This window comes from Pseudomonas sp. NBRC 111123, from assembly GCF_001320205.1.
Taxonomy (GTDB): domain Bacteria; phylum Pseudomonadota; class Gammaproteobacteria; order Pseudomonadales; family Pseudomonadaceae; genus Aquipseudomonas; species Aquipseudomonas putida_J.
On record NZ_BCAZ01000025.1, the window covers coordinates 66866 to 80700 of the forward strand.

Annotated in this window: 14 protein-coding genes; 11 read left to right on the forward strand and 3 right to left on the reverse strand. The window is 62.3% G+C overall.

What is annotated here, in order from left to right; genetic code table 11:
- Nucleotides 1-176 precede the first annotated feature (176 nt).
- The 3 genes from APH27_RS14490 (at nucleotide 177) to APH27_RS14500 (ending at nucleotide 2029) form a co-directional block, all read left to right on the forward strand.
- The gene (locus APH27_RS14490) at nucleotides 177-578 is read left to right on the forward strand and encodes a lysozyme inhibitor LprI family protein (protein WP_027917553.1); all 402 of its coding nucleotides are present in this window, start codon (nucleotides 177-179) and stop codon (nucleotides 576-578) included.
- 115 nt (nucleotides 579-693) lie between these two features.
- Nucleotides 694-1410 (forward strand): hypothetical protein, encoded by a 717-nt coding sequence (locus APH27_RS14495; RefSeq protein WP_081784249.1) that lies wholly within the window; start codon nucleotides 694-696, stop codon nucleotides 1408-1410.
- A 67-nt stretch (nucleotides 1411-1477) separates the two neighbouring features.
- Nucleotides 1478-2029, forward strand: coding sequence for a hypothetical protein (locus APH27_RS14500; RefSeq protein WP_027917555.1), 552 nt, complete (start codon nucleotides 1478-1480; stop codon nucleotides 2027-2029).
- On the opposite strand, the gene APH27_RS14505 is transcribed toward APH27_RS14500, so the two are convergent.
- Nucleotides 2020-2982, reverse strand: a complete 963-nt coding sequence (locus APH27_RS14505) for a GlxA family transcriptional regulator (protein WP_060485175.1) — start codon at nucleotides 2980-2982, stop codon at nucleotides 2020-2022. The genes APH27_RS14500 and APH27_RS14505 overlap by 10 nt on opposite strands.
- A 144-nt stretch (nucleotides 2983-3126) precedes the next feature.
- Here APH27_RS14505 and choX point away from each other — a divergent pair, with 144 nt between their 5' ends.
- From choX to APH27_RS14530, 5 genes are all read left to right on the forward strand, one after another.
- Nucleotides 3127-4071 (forward strand): choline ABC transporter substrate-binding protein, encoded by a 945-nt coding sequence (gene choX, locus APH27_RS14510; protein ID WP_027917557.1) that lies wholly within the window; start codon nucleotides 3127-3129, stop codon nucleotides 4069-4071.
- Between the two features lie 120 nt (nucleotides 4072-4191).
- Nucleotides 4192-5076, forward strand: coding sequence for a 3-keto-5-aminohexanoate cleavage protein (locus tag APH27_RS14515; protein WP_060485176.1), 885 nt, complete (start codon nucleotides 4192-4194; stop codon nucleotides 5074-5076).
- Between the two features lie 164 nt (nucleotides 5077-5240).
- A complete protein-coding gene (locus tag APH27_RS14520; protein ID WP_027917559.1) occupies nucleotides 5241-6206 on the forward strand; it encodes an L-carnitine dehydrogenase in 966 nt (321 codons plus the stop codon).
- Between the two features lie 10 nt (nucleotides 6207-6216).
- Complete coding sequence (locus APH27_RS14525) at nucleotides 6217-6687, forward strand: thioesterase family protein (RefSeq protein WP_027917560.1); 471 nt, start codon at nucleotides 6217-6219, stop codon at nucleotides 6685-6687.
- Between the two features lie 270 nt (nucleotides 6688-6957).
- A complete protein-coding gene (locus tag APH27_RS14530; protein ID WP_027917561.1) occupies nucleotides 6958-7215 on the forward strand; it encodes a hypothetical protein in 258 nt (85 codons plus the stop codon).
- 120 nt (nucleotides 7216-7335) lie between these two features.
- On the opposite strand, the gene APH27_RS14535 is transcribed toward APH27_RS14530, so the two are convergent.
- Together APH27_RS14535 and APH27_RS14540 are read right to left on the reverse strand one after the other, a co-directional pair.
- A complete protein-coding gene (locus APH27_RS14535) occupies nucleotides 7336-8442 on the reverse strand; it encodes a GlxA family transcriptional regulator (protein WP_027917562.1) in 1107 nt (368 codons plus the stop codon).
- Between the two features lie 491 nt (nucleotides 8443-8933).
- Entirely contained in the window at nucleotides 8934-10310 is a 1377-nt protein-coding gene (locus APH27_RS14540; protein WP_060485177.1) for an L-serine ammonia-lyase, read from the reverse strand.
- A gap of 442 nt (nucleotides 10311-10752) precedes the next feature.
- Here APH27_RS14540 and APH27_RS14545 point away from each other — a divergent pair, with 442 nt between their 5' ends.
- From APH27_RS14545 to choV, 3 genes are all read left to right on the forward strand, one after another.
- Nucleotides 10753-11700, forward strand: a complete 948-nt coding sequence (locus tag APH27_RS14545; RefSeq protein WP_060485178.1) for a choline ABC transporter substrate-binding protein — start codon at nucleotides 10753-10755, stop codon at nucleotides 11698-11700.
- Nucleotides 11701-11781: 81 nt separating this feature from the next.
- Nucleotides 11782-12630 carry a choline ABC transporter permease subunit gene (choW, locus tag APH27_RS14550; protein ID WP_177326675.1) on the forward strand — a complete coding sequence of 283 codons (849 nt, stop codon included), beginning with the start codon at nucleotides 11782-11784 and terminating at the stop codon, nucleotides 12628-12630.
- The gene (gene choV, locus APH27_RS14555; protein WP_027917566.1) at nucleotides 12627-13805 is read left to right on the forward strand and encodes a choline ABC transporter ATP-binding protein; all 1179 of its coding nucleotides are present in this window, start codon (nucleotides 12627-12629) and stop codon (nucleotides 13803-13805) included. The genes choW and choV overlap by 4 nt, the downstream gene beginning before the upstream one ends.
- Nucleotides 13806-13835: the final 30 nt, after the last annotated feature.

Genomic DNA, 13835 nt, shown 5'->3' on the forward strand with positions numbered 1-13835 from the left:
TGCCGAAAGCGTCAATGCGCGACATCACGCCGTCTGGCATGGGCTCTGGCGATGAGAGACAGTCTCGATAACGACATTTGTCGCCATTTCATGAACATTTCGTCAGGGAGCTATCGTCTTCTCTGCGGCTGAGCGAGAATCCAGCCGATTCGTCAGCCTTGTTGAGGAGAAAACGGATGAGATCAATGGCATGGCTGGTACTGCTGGCTGTGGTGTCGGGCGCACAGGCCGGCGAGGAAGAAAGCACCCCGTGCGACAACGTCGAGAGCGACCAGCAGACTTTCGCTTGCGCGGCGTTCAACAAACAGACCGCCGAGCGCGAATTGAAGTCGGCGTATGACGACCTGATCCAGCGTATTCGCGACCAGTATGCCGATGAAGGCGACAAGGCCAGTGCTTTGGCAGGGCGCATGGACGCCGCTGAAAAACTGTGGACACAGTTACGAGATGCCGATTGCAAGGTCGAGACCTATGCCGAGAAACCCGGCAGCAAGGCGTTCCAGGCGGCCTGGGATACCTGCGTGGCGCAGCGCAGCGATGACCGCTCGGAGTACCTGCAGTCGATTGGCCAGCAATAGAAGCTTCGGCTGAACGGGAAAAGCTTTCAGCTTATCTGTCTTGGCGATCCGAACCACAGTGCATCCCGAGCGCCTCACCCGAGGCGCCGGACTGTACTGAACAGGAATCCAAGATATGACCTCCAACATCAGCAAAACCGACATGGACAGCGCCATCGCTGCCCTGAAGAAGGAAGGCGAAGAACGCGCCGTCATGGTCGCCAACACCGTCTGCATCTTTGCCCCGGATGTACCTGCCAGCGTTGCCGAAGACGTACTGGATGGCATGCGCCTGATGAACCTGTCGGCAAACAAAAAGTTCGACAAGGAAACCCAACAGCGTGAGTGGTACAACTTCTACAACGACGGCCTGGGCAAGTTCGGCTGGACGCTGACCGGCGCCGCCCATGTCGAAGAAGCCCTCGACAAGGACACCCACACGCTGGCCACCCTGGTGCCTGAAATCGTCACCGTGCAGATCGGCAGCACCCATCGACTGAGCCGTTGTGTCAAGCGCTCTTTCGAGGTGATCGTGAAAACGCCAAAGGCGCAGCAACTGCTCGAAGAGAGCAGCCTGAGTGTTTCAGGAAAATCCAGCACCATTCAGATTTCGGCCTGCGAGATGTCCCCGCAAGGGCTGCCGATCATGCACATGACCAGCGTTCAGCTCAGTTATGACAAGGCTGAAAAAGCTGCTGGCTCTGCCGGTCGCCTCATCGACAAGTCGAACACCCGTGTCTACCGGGCATCCCAGCAAGGCTCGTTCAGCGTTCGCCACTTCAACGCTATGCGCGAAGCCGTGAGGCAGAAGCTGGCCAGCCAGGCGCTCGACATCCTGGCACTGGACATCTGACTTGAACCTGGCGTCGCCCTGGCGGTGCCAGGTTTCCCTTCCGTCATTTGCAGCGAGGGCCAGCAACATGCCTCAAAAACCGGCCGCGCAACCCTACGATGACCTTCATGCCTGCCTGCGACTGGCACAGCTGGAGGCCAACCAGGCTCATGATCGCCAGCAAGACGGCCAGCGCTGGTTCAGCCGTTTTCTGCGGGGCCTGGAAGACAGCGGTGTCGAACTGATCGAACGTACGACGAAGAACATCAGCTTCGTCCCCACCGATGCCGTGTTTCAAGATGTCTTCACCGGCTGGATTCCCGCCCCCCAGAGGCGCAACCTCAAGTTCGAACGGGTTGCCAGCGACATACGCCATGGTTTGAAGCAGCCAGACCTCGCCCTGCTGCGCAGCACCTCGGCCAGCTCGCACATGCACATCGAATTTGGCCTGGATGACGGTGCCAGCCAGCTGGCAATCGTTTTTCACCTATGCTGTTCGACCGACCCCGACTCACCTCGGACGCGCCTGATCCTGCATCTGGACCACCTGGGCGCGAAACTCGACGCCCAGGCCTTCGAGGCGCGGCGGATACAAGTTGAAAACCGCCTACAAGCGCTATCCAACCTCGATCAGCTCTGATCCGACAATTGTGGCTTGAGCGCCTGACGCTCTTCACGTGGGCAGCGACCAAAGCGTCGCTTGTAACGGCGGGTGAAGTACGAAGGCAGCTCGAAACCACACGCCACGCTGACCTGCGTAATGCTCATCTGCGTCTGGCACAGCAGCTGACGTGCCTTGTCCAGACGCAAGCTGAGATAAAAGCCACTCGGCGTGTCATTCAGGTACAAGCGAAACAGGCGCTCCAGTTGTCGCCGGGTGATCATGGCTCGCGCGGCCAGATCCAATGTACTCAGCGGTGGCTCGGTATGCTTTTCCATATCGCCAATCACCTGCACCAGTTTGCGGTTGCTGATGCCATAGCGCGAGGCAATCTGCATCCGCTGGTGATCCTGCCGTGGCCGGATGCGGCCGAGCACGAACTGCTCCGACACCTGCACCGCCAATTCACTGCCATGGGATTGCGCAATCAGGTCGAGCATCAGGTCGATCGAGGCGGTACCGCCGGCACACGTGATACGCCGCCGGTCGATTTCGAACAGTTCCTGGGTCGCCTGCAGGCTCGGGTAGTTTTCCTTGAACGCCTCCAACGCTTCCCAGTGCAGGGTAGCGCGATGGCCATCGAGCAGGCCGGCCTCGGCCAATACCACCGCGCCGGTATCGATGCCGCCGAGGATCACCCGTTCATGGTCCAGGCGACGCAGCGTTTGCTGCAGTGCCGGCCCATAGCACGCCAACGGATCGAACCCCGCCACGATCAGCAGAATGCCACACGGCTCGGCCGCCCCCAGCGCTGCGTCGGCGTTCACTGACATGCCATTGCTGGCCTGCACAGCACCACCGTCCAGGCTCAGCACCTGCCAGCGATACGAAGGGCCATTGAAACGGTTAGCCACGCGAAGCGGCTCGAGGGCGCTGATGAACCCCATCGCCGAAAAACCCGGCAACAGCAGGAAATGAATGATGTGCGGCATTGCGTGCTCCCCGGCAAAGGTGGTCGCCTCCGTGCAATTGTTGGTCGCCAGGGTGCGATTTTCCACCCTGGCAGCAGCGTAGCGTGTTCACACGGCCCAAAGAGGCCAAAACCTATAAAAATGCCCTGCCGATGGAGAGCCACCATGCACAGCTTGATCCGCCGCAGCCTGTTGTCGCTTGCCCTGAGCAGCATCGTTGCAACCCCGCTTTTTGCCGCCGAGCCCGCGGCCTGCAAGAACGTACGCCTGGGCGTGGTCAACTGGACCGACGTCATCGCCACCAGTGCCATGGCCCAGGTGCTGCTCGACGGCCTGGGTTACCAGACCAAGCAGACCAGCGCCTCGCAGCAGATCATCTTCGCCGGCATCCGCGACAAGCGCCTGGACATGTTCCTGGGTTACTGGAACCCGATCATGACCCAGACCATCACCCCGTTCATCGACGCCAACCAGGTCAAGGTCCTCGAAAAACCCAGCCTGGAAGACGCCCGCGCCACCCTCGCCGTGCCGAAGTACCTGTATGACAAGGGCCTGAAAACCTTCGCCGACATCCACAAGTTCGAGAAAGAACTGGGCGGCAAGATTTATGGCATCGAGCCGGGCTCCGGTGCCAACACCCAGATCAAGGCAATGATCACCAAGAACCAGTTCGACCTCGGCAAGTTCCAGCTCGTCGAGTCCAGCGAAGCCGGCATGCTCGCCGCCGTCGACCGCGCCGTACGGCGCAAGGAAGCGGTGGTGTTCTTCGGCTGGGCGCCGCACCCGATGAACGTGAACATCGATATGGCCTACCTGGGTGACAGTCAGGACGCCTTGGGCCCGGATGAAGGCCGCGCCACGGTATGGACGGTAACCGCCCCGGACTATGCCGAACGCTGCCCCAACGCCCACCGCCTGCTGGCCAACCTGAACTTCAGTGCCGAGGACGAGAGCCGCATGATGCAGCCGCTGCTCGACCACAAGGACGCGCTGGAATCGGCCCGCCAGTGGCTCAAGGACCACCCCGCGGACAAGGCCCGCTGGCTTGAGGGTGTGACCACCTTTGACGGCAAGCCCGCCGCCGACAACCTCAAGCTCACCGCCAACTGACCCGGCCTCTTCGCGGGTAAACCCGCTCCCACAGGTACAGCGCATGTCAGGGCCATAACGGTCCCCTGTGGGAGCGGGTTTACCCGCGAAAAGGCCAGAACCGACATACAAGGAACCGCCATGAACCACGACGTCATCATCACCTGCGCCCTCACCGGCGCCGGCGACACGGTCGCCAAGAGCCACCTGGTCCCGGTCACCCCGAAACAGATCGCCGAATCCGCCGTGGAAGCCGCCAAGGCCGGCGCCACCGTGGTCCACTGCCACGTCCGCGACCCGCAAACCGGCCGCTTCAGCCGCGACGTGAACCTTTACCGTGAGGTCATGGAGCGTATCCGCGAAGCCGACGTGGACATCATCGTCAACCTCACCGCCGGCATGGGTGGCGACCTGGAAATCGGCCCTGGCGAATCGCCGATGGAATTCGGCCCCGGCACCGACCTGATCGGCCCGCTGGAGCGCCTGGCCCATGTCGAAGCCCTGCTGCCAGAGATCTGCACCCTGGACTGCGGCACCCTCAACTTCGGTGACGGCAACGCCATCTATGTTTCCACCCCCGCACAACTGCGTGCCGGCGCCAAGCGCATCACCGAGCTGGGCGTCAAGGCCGAGCTGGAAATCTTCGACACCGGCCACCTGTGGTTCGCCAAGCAGATGATGAAGGAAGGCCTGCTCGAAGACCCGCTGTTCCAGCTTTGCCTGGGCATCCCATGGGGCGCGCCAGCTGACACCACCACCATGAAGGCCATGGTCGACAACCTGCCGGCCAACGTCACCTGGGCCGGCTTCGGCATCGGCCGCATGCAGATGCCGATGGCAGCACAGGCGGTGCTGCTCGGCGGCAACGTGCGGGTCGGCCTGGAAGACAACCTGTACCTGGACCGTGGCGTGCTGGCCAGCAACGGCCAGTTGGTTGAACGCGCAGCCGAGATCATCACCCGCATGGGTGGCCGTGTACTCAGCCCGGCAGAAGGGCGGGAAAAGATGAACCTCAAGCGCCGCTGATCCCCTCACCGGTCGCACGTGCGCCATCAATCCTGTGGGAGCGGGCTTGCCCGCGAAGCAGGCAGCGCGGTGGATGGCACCGGCTGCCCCGGTGTTCGCGGGCAAGCCCGCTCCCACAAGATTGGCGTCAACCCAACTGACACTGTTTGCCCTGAGGATTCGCCATGCCTTTCATCACCGAAATCAAGACCTTCGCCGCCCTGGGTAGCGGCGTAATCGGCAGCGGCTGGGTCGCCCGTGCCCTGGCCCACGGCCTGGACGTGGTCGCCTGGGACCCAGCGCCGGGCGCCGAACAGGCCCTGCGCAAGCGCATCGCCAACGCCTGGCCGGCACTGGAGAAACAAGGCCTGGCTCCAGGAGCGTCACAGGACCGGCTGAAATTCGTTGCCACCATCGAGGAATGCGTGCGCGACGCCGACTTCATCCAGGAAAGCGCACCAGAGCGTCTGGACCTCAAGCTTGATCTGCATGCGAAAATCAGCGCTGCAGCCAAGCCCGAGGCCATCATCGGTTCCAGCACTTCAGGCCTGCTGCCAAGCGAGTTCTACGAGTCAGCTACCCACCCCGAACGCTGCGTGGTCGGCCACCCGTTCAACCCGGTGTACCTGCTGCCGCTGGTCGAGATCGTCGGCGGCAACCGTACCGCGCCTGAAGCCATCGAGGCGGCAAAGACCCTCTACACAGCGCTGGGCATGCGCCCGCTGCACGTGCGCAAGGAAGTCCCAGGTTTCATCGCCGACCGCCTGCTCGAAGCCCTGTGGCGCGAAGCACTGCACCTGGTCAACGACGGCGTGGCGACAACCGGCGAGATCGACGATGCCATCCGTTTTGGCGCCGGGTTGCGCTGGTCATTCATGGGCACCTTCCTCACCTACACCTTGGCGGGTGGCGATGCTGGCATGCGCCACTTCATGTCGCAGTTCGGCCCGGCCCTGAAACTGCCCTGGACCTACCTGCCGGCACCAGAGCTGACCGACAAGCTGATCGACGATGTGGTGGACGGCACCTCGGAGCAACTCGGCGAACGTAGCATCGCCGCGCTGGAGCGCTATCGCGATGACACCCTGCTGGCGGTGCTGGAAGCCGTGAAAACCAGCAAGGCCAACCACGGCATGGCTTTCGGCGACTGAGGAGCCCACGATGCCCGCACTGATCACCTACCGCACCCCAGTCCAGGAGGACTGGGTCGACTACAACGGGCACCTGCGCGATGCCTTCTATCTGCTGATCTTCAGCTATGCCACCGATGCGCTGATGGAGCGCATCGGCCTGGATGCCGACAGCCGGGGGCAGAGCGGCAACTCGCTGTTCACCCTGGAGGCGCACATCAACTACCTGCACGAGGTGAAGCTGGGCACCGAGGTGTGGGTGCAGACGCAGATCATCGGCTTCGACCGCAAGCGCCTGCACGTCTATCACAGCCTGCACCGGGCCGGGTTCGACGAGGTGCTGGCCGCCAGTGAGCAGATGCTGTTGCATGTGGACTTGGCAGGGCCAAAGTCGGCGCCGTTCTCAGAGCGAAGCGTGGCTTTGCTGCAAAGCCTGGAAGATAGCCAGCGCGACCTGCCGGCTGCGCAGTTCATCGGCCGCGTCCTGCAACTACCTGGCTGATCGGGCAAAAAAATAACCCCGGAAAGCCGTGAGCATCCGGGGCCAAGAGCGAGCAACATCCACTGTGCATGAACGAGGGTGACCAAACCCTCTATTGCGGTAGATGGCTTGAGTGTGCGCACTTCCTGCCAGGTCGATTTAGCCGGGAACGACCTGTTCTTAGCCAAAGCAGCCATGCCGCCATTCTGTTGTTGCGGGCATGTCGCCGTCGTCACAGAATCGGTCGTAAATCACAGCAGCACTCTCTTAGCGATAAAAGGGACAACAGCCATGATGCATGCGGATTTGATAGACCAGGACGACCTGGCAGGCCACCTGCGCGCGCGCGGGTTCGACATTCCCGCCGGGGCCAGCGCCGAGCAGGCTTGCGAAGCGGTGATACGCGGGCTGACCGAGCCCAATGCACGGGCCCTGAAGGGGATGGTGGAGCAGATGTATACCGGGAGCGCGACGATCCTGCCAGCGGTGCGCCAGGCCATCGACAAGCAGCTGCTGCCGGCGTTGGCACAGTTCAATAAACGCGCCTGATCGATTTTTCCTGTACTGGCCTCTTCGCGGCTAAAGCCGCTCCTACAGGTATCGCACCGCTTGTGAATCCGGTGCAGTACCTGTAGTACCGGCTTTAGCCGCGATGCAGGCGGCGCAGTATCAAAGCCTTACGCTGGCAAATGTCGACTCGTTGCGCGCCTGGCTCAGGGCTGCCATCGGCCCGCTGTGCGGCGACAGGGTCATGGCTTGTGGAATCGGCATCATCGCCACCTGCTGCGCCGTGTTGGAACCCACACGCTCGTCACGCGGTGGAATGCCGAAGTACTCGCGGTAGCACTTGGAGAAGTGCGGCGTGGACACGAAGCCACACACCGAGGCCACTTCGATGATCGACATCGGCGTCTGCTTCAGCAGCTGCCGCGCGCGGATCAGGCGCAGCTTCAGGTAATAGCGCGACGGCGAGCAATGCAGGTACTTCTGGAACAGCCGCTCGAGCTGGCGGCGCGACACCGACACATACACTGCCAGTTCGTCGAGGTCGATCGGCTCTTCGAGGTTCGCCTCCATCAGCGCAACGATCTCCTGCAGCTTCGGCTGGTTGGTGCCGAGCATGTGCTTGAGCGGCACGCGCTGGTGGTCCTGTTCGTTGCGGATGCGCTCGTAGACGAACATCTCGGAGATCGCCGCCGACAGCTCGCGGCCGTGGTCGCGGCTGATCAGGTGCAGCATCATGTCCAGCGGCGCGGTGCCCCCGGAGCTGGTGAAGCGGTTGCGGTCGAGGGTGAACAGGCGGGTACTCATGTTCACCCGCGGGAAGGCCTCCTGCATCGCTGCCAGGCATTCCCAGTGCACGCTGCAGTCGAAGCCGTCGAGCAGGCCGGCACAGGCCAGCGCCCAGCTGCCGGTACACACCGCACCAAGGCGGCGAGACTGCCGGGCCTGGGCCTGCAGCCAGGTAACGTGCTCACGGGTAACAGTGCGCTGGATGCCAACGCCACCGCAGACGATCACGGTGTCGATCAGCGGCGCACTGTGCATTGCGGCATCGGGGGTGATCTGCAGGCCGTCGCTGGCCCACACCTGGCCGCCATCGACGGTCAGCGTATGCCAGCGGTACAGCTCACGGCCGGACAGCTGGTTGGCCATGCGCAGCGGCTCGACCGCCGATGCCAGGGAAATCAGGGTGAAATTGTCCAGTAGGAGAAAACCGATGGACTGGGGGGCTGTGCGGTTCTGGGTTGGGTTCCCGGAGGTGTACGACGTCATCGCGATTTCTCCTCACACAAATGCAGGGTGTGCCTCAGGCGGGCACTGATTTCTTGTTATGACCCCCCGGTCAGTTCCAAAGGGGTAGGTTGCCAATCACAACGCAAACGCCGTGCCGGAAATTGAACGACCATTCTAAAACTCCTGAAAACGACGCCTTTGCTGGGCAATTCAGGGGCTTGCGACGGGCTTGCCAGTCGTCGCAAAGCGGCGAGCTAGCGCCTCTGGTGTAACCATTGAGCACTTTGGTGACACGCGCAGTGTAGGTTTCCCAGAAACGACACTCTTGAGTGTCACCGACAATGCCCATGCTGATCGCGACACCCGACGATCGGTATGCGTCGATTGCACCATAAAAAGGCATTGGTGATGGTGCCGCACCTGCATCAACCTCAAGGGCCCCTTCGCGGGTAAACCCGCTCCCACAGGTACGGCACCGTCTGTGGGAGCGGGTTTACCCGCGAAGGGGCCCTTGAGGTTGAATCAAGCAATCAGCATTCGATGGCGCTGACCGCCAGGCCACCGCGTGAGGTCTCTTTATATTTGTCGTGCATGTCGGCCCCGGTATCGCGCATCGTGCGGATCACCTGGTCGAGGGAAATGAAGTGCTCGCCATCGCCACGCAGTGACATCTGCACGGCATTGATCGCCTTCACCGCAGCAATCGCGTTGCGCTCGATGCAGGGCACCTGCACCAGGCCACCGACTGGGTCGCAGGTCAGCCCGAGGTTGTGTTCCAAAGCGATTTCGGCGGCGTTCTCCACCTGCGCCGGCGTCGCGCCAAGCACTTCGGCAAGGCCCGCAGCGGCCATGGCGCAGGCCGAACCGACCTCACCCTGGCAGCCGACTTCGGCACCGGAAATCGACGCGTTCTTCTTGCACAGGATGCCCACCGCGGCGGCGGCGAGGAAGTAGTCGACCACGCTGGAGTCGTTCACGGCATCGCTGAAACGCATGTAGTAATGCAACACCGCCGGGATGATGCCGGCCGCGCCGTTGGTGGGCGCGGTAACCATGCGCCCGCCGGCGGCGTTCTCTTCGTTGACCGCCAGGGCGAACAGGTTGACCCACTCCATGGCACTCATGGTCGAGCCGATCACGTTGGGCTTGCCGATTTCCTGCAAGCTACGGTGCAGCTTGGCCGCGCGGCGACGCACGTTCAGCCCGCCGGGCAGCGTGCCTTCGTATTTGAGGCCGTTGTTGACGCATTCCTGCATGGCATTCCAGAGCTTGTGCAGGCCGGCGCGGATCTCTTCTTCGCTGCGCCAGACCTTCTCGTTGGCCATCATCAATTGCGACACGCTGAGGTCGTTTTGCTTGCACAGGCGCAGCAACTCGGCGGCGCTGTTGAAATCGTACGGCAACACCGTCTGGTCGGCGTCCAGCACGCCGCTGGCGGCCTGTGCGGCGTCGACCACAAAGCCGCCACCCACCGAGTAGTAGGTATCGCGGTGCAGCTCGCCCTGGGCGCCTTCGGCGATCAGGGTCATGGCATTGGGGTGGTACGGCAGGTTCTCGTCCAGCAGCAGCATGTCGCGGGCCCAGATGAACTCGATGGGCAGGCGATTATCCAGCTTGAGGGTGTTGGTTTCGCGCAGGTCGGCGATCCGCGGAACGATCTGGGTCGGGTCGATGGCGTCCGGCCATTCGCCCATCAGGCCCATGATGGTGGCGTTGTCGGTGCCGTGGCCGATGCCGGTGGCCGACAGCGAGCCATACAGCCGCACTTCGATCCTTTGCACCTGGTCCAGCTCGCCGCGCTCACGCAGGCCCTGGACGAACAGCGCGCCAGCACGCATGGGGCCGACGGTGTGGGAGCTGGAGGGCCCGACACCGATCTTGAACAGGTCGAACACGCTAATGGCCATTGTCGCTTCACCTCTTGCTGGGCTTGTCTCTGCGCGCCATGCGCAGGGCGGGGCAACTGCTAGGCTGAAGCTGCGAGCCGCCACGAATGCACGCATCATCGGGCTTTTGCCTACCCCCTCGCCGTCTGCAACCGACGTACTTTTGTCCAGCAGCGCCGCAGCCTTTTCGGCCACCTGCGCGCCGCTTTCGAGCGGCCTGGTGACGCAAAAATACGGCTACAGGGGTGGAAAAACGCATAAGCGACATCGCCCGTACTGGATGCGACCCGTTCCGTACTGGTTACGACCCCACCAGTAGGCGATTGCCCGGCGCTGGAGGATTATCGAAAGCGACTCGTAAAGCACGGCCACGCATCCTGCCCTCTGCAGGCCTGGTCGACCGGACCCTGAGAAAGCCCGGCGACCCAAGCGAACCCGAAGACAAAATCACAGGAGTCCATCCATGAAAGGTTCACCCTCGCTGTTGCTGGTCGCGATGCTGTCAGCACCGTTCCTGGCCCAGGCCGCCGAACCCGAGCAGTGCCAGACGGTACGCTTCTCCGATGTCGGCTGGACCGACATCACCGTCACCACGGCGACCACCAGCGTTGTGCTCGAAGCACTGGGTTACAAGACCCACACCACCATGATCTCGGTACCGGTGACCTACAAGTCGCTGGCCACCGGCAAGGACCTGGACGTGTTTCTCGGCAACTGGATGCCGACCATGGAGAACGACATCAAGCAGTACCGCGACGCCGGCACTGTGGACACCGTGCGCGCCAACCTGGAGAACGCCAAGTACACCTTGGCCGTCCCCCAGTCGCTGTATGACAAGGGGCTGAAGGATTTCAGCGACATTCCCAAGTTCAAGAAGGAACTGGACGGCAAGATCTACGGCATCGAGCCCGGCAACGATGGCAACCGCACCATCCAGAGCATGATCGACAAGAACGCCTTCGGCCTGAAGGACGCCGGTTTCAAGATCGTGCAATCGAGCGAGGCCGGCATGCTGTCGCAGGTCGACCGCGCGCAGAAGCGTGGCGAAGCGGTGGTGTTCCTGGGCTGGGAACCGCACCCGATGAACACCCGCTTCAAGATGCAGTACCTGACCGGCGGGGACGAGTACTTCGGCCCCGATTTCGGCAAAGCCACCGTGCTGACCAACACTCGCAAGGACTATGTGCAGGAATGCAGCAACGTCGGCCAGCTCCTGAAAAACCTGTCGTTCGAGCTCAAGGATGAAAGCACCATGATGGGCTATGTCCTGGACGACAAGATGAAGCCTGAGGCGGCCGCCAAGAAGTGGCTCAAGGACAACCCCGGCAAGCTGGATACCTGGCTGGCGGGCGTCACCACCGTGGATGGCAAACCCGGCCTTGAGGCAGCCAAGGCCAAGCTCGCTCCATAACGCAATACGTCGTAGCGCTACCTCGGGGCGGGACCGTGCCCGCCCCGGACTGATTTCAATCTTTGCAGGTGGAAGCTCGCTATCATGCTTATCGATCAGAAAATACCCCTGGGCCAGTACATCGCGTCGTTCGTCGAATGGCTGACCCAGAATGGCGCGAATTACTTCGACGCCATTGCCCGAGGCCTGGAGTTCATGATCCATGGCGTCACCAGTACCCTGACCTTCTTCAACCCGTTCGTGCTCATCGCCCTGTTTGCCGCCCTGGCGCACCTCATCCAGCGCAAGTGGGCGCTGACCGCATTCGTCGCCCTCTCCTTCCTGCTGATCCTCAACCTGGGGTACTGGCAGGAAACCATGGAGACCCTGGCCCAGGTGACTTTCGCCACCGTGGTCTGCGTAGCCATCGGCGTGCCGCTTGGCATCGTCGCCGCGCACAAGCCGATGTTCTATACCGCCATGCGCCCGGTACTCGACCTGATGCAGACGGTGCCCACCTTCGTCTACCTGATCCCTACCCTGACCCTGTTCGGCCTGGGCGTGGTGCCAGGGCTGATCTCGACGGTGGTGTTCGCCATCGCCGCACCTATCCGCCTCACTTACCTGGGCATCTGCGACGTGCCGCAGGAGCTGATGGACGCCGGCAAGGCCTTTGGCTGCTCGCGCCGCCAGCTGCTCACCCGTATCGAACTGCCGCATGCGATGCCGAGCATCGCCGCCGGCGTCACCCAGTGCATCATGCTGTCACTGTCGATGGTGGTGATTGCCGCCCTGGTGGGCGCTGATGGCCTGGGCAAACCTGTGGTCAACGCACTGAACACCGCCGATATCTCCCTGGGCTTCGAAGCGGGCCTGGCGATCGTGCTGCTGGCGATCATGCTCGACCGTATCTGCAAGCAACCGGAACTGCCGGTAAGGGGTGAGGCATGAGCATCATTCGATTCGAAGACGTCGACGTCATTTTCTCCAACAAGCCGCGTGAAGCACTGGCGCTGCTGGACAAGGGCCAGACCCGCGAGCAGATCCTCAAGCAGACCGGCCTGGTGGTCGGTGTGGAAAAGGCCAACCTGGATATCAACAAAGGCGAGATCTGCGTATTGATGGGCCTGTCGGGCTCGGGCAAGTCGAGCCTGCTGCGCTGCATCAACGGCCTCAACACCGTGAGCCGCGGCAAGCTGTTCGTCGAGCATGAAGGCAAGCACATCGATATCGCCCACTGCACCCCGGCAGAGCTGAAGATGATGCGCACCAAGCGCATCGCCATGGTCTTCCAGAAGTTCGCCCTGATGCCCTGGCTGACCGTGCGCGAAAACATCAGCTTCGGCCTGGAAATGCAGGGCCGCCCGGAAAAGGAACGACGCAAGCTGGTCGACGAGAAGCTCGAACTGGTCGGCCTGACCCAATGGCGCAACAAGAAGCCGGACGAACTCTCTGGCGGCATGCAACAGCGCGTGGGCCTGGCCCGGGCGCTGGCGATGGATGCCGACATCCTGCTGATGGACGAACCGTTCTCGGCGCTCGACCCACTGATCCGCCAGGGCTTGCAAGACGAGTTGCTGGGCCTGCAGGCCAAGCTGAGCAAGACCATCGTGTTCGTCAGCCACGACCTCGACGAGGCGCTGAAGCTGGGCAGCCGCATCGCCATCATGAAAGACGGGCGGATCATCCAGTACAGCAAGCCGGAAGAGATCGTGCTGAACCCGGCAGACGAGTATGTGCGTACCTTCGTCGCCCACACCAACCCATTGAATGTGCTGTGCGGTCGCAGCCTGATGCGCAGCCTGGACAACTGCAAGCGGGTCAACGGCTCGGTGTGCCTGGACCCGGGTGGCGATTCCTGGCTGGACCTGGGTGAAGGGAATTCGATCAAGCGTGCACGCCAGGGGCAGAACGGGCTGGACATGCAGAACTGGGCGCCGGGGCAGGCCGTGGAAGGGCTGGGCCGCAAGCCGACGTTGGTGCATGCCGACATTGGCATGCGTGAGGCGCTGCAGATTCGTTACCAGACGGGCAACAAGCTGGTGCTGCAGGAGAATGACAAGGTGGTGGGGATACTTGGGGATACCGAGCTTTACCATGCCTTGCTCGGCAAGAACCACGGGTGATGCAATTGGGGCCGCCTTGCGGCCCATCGC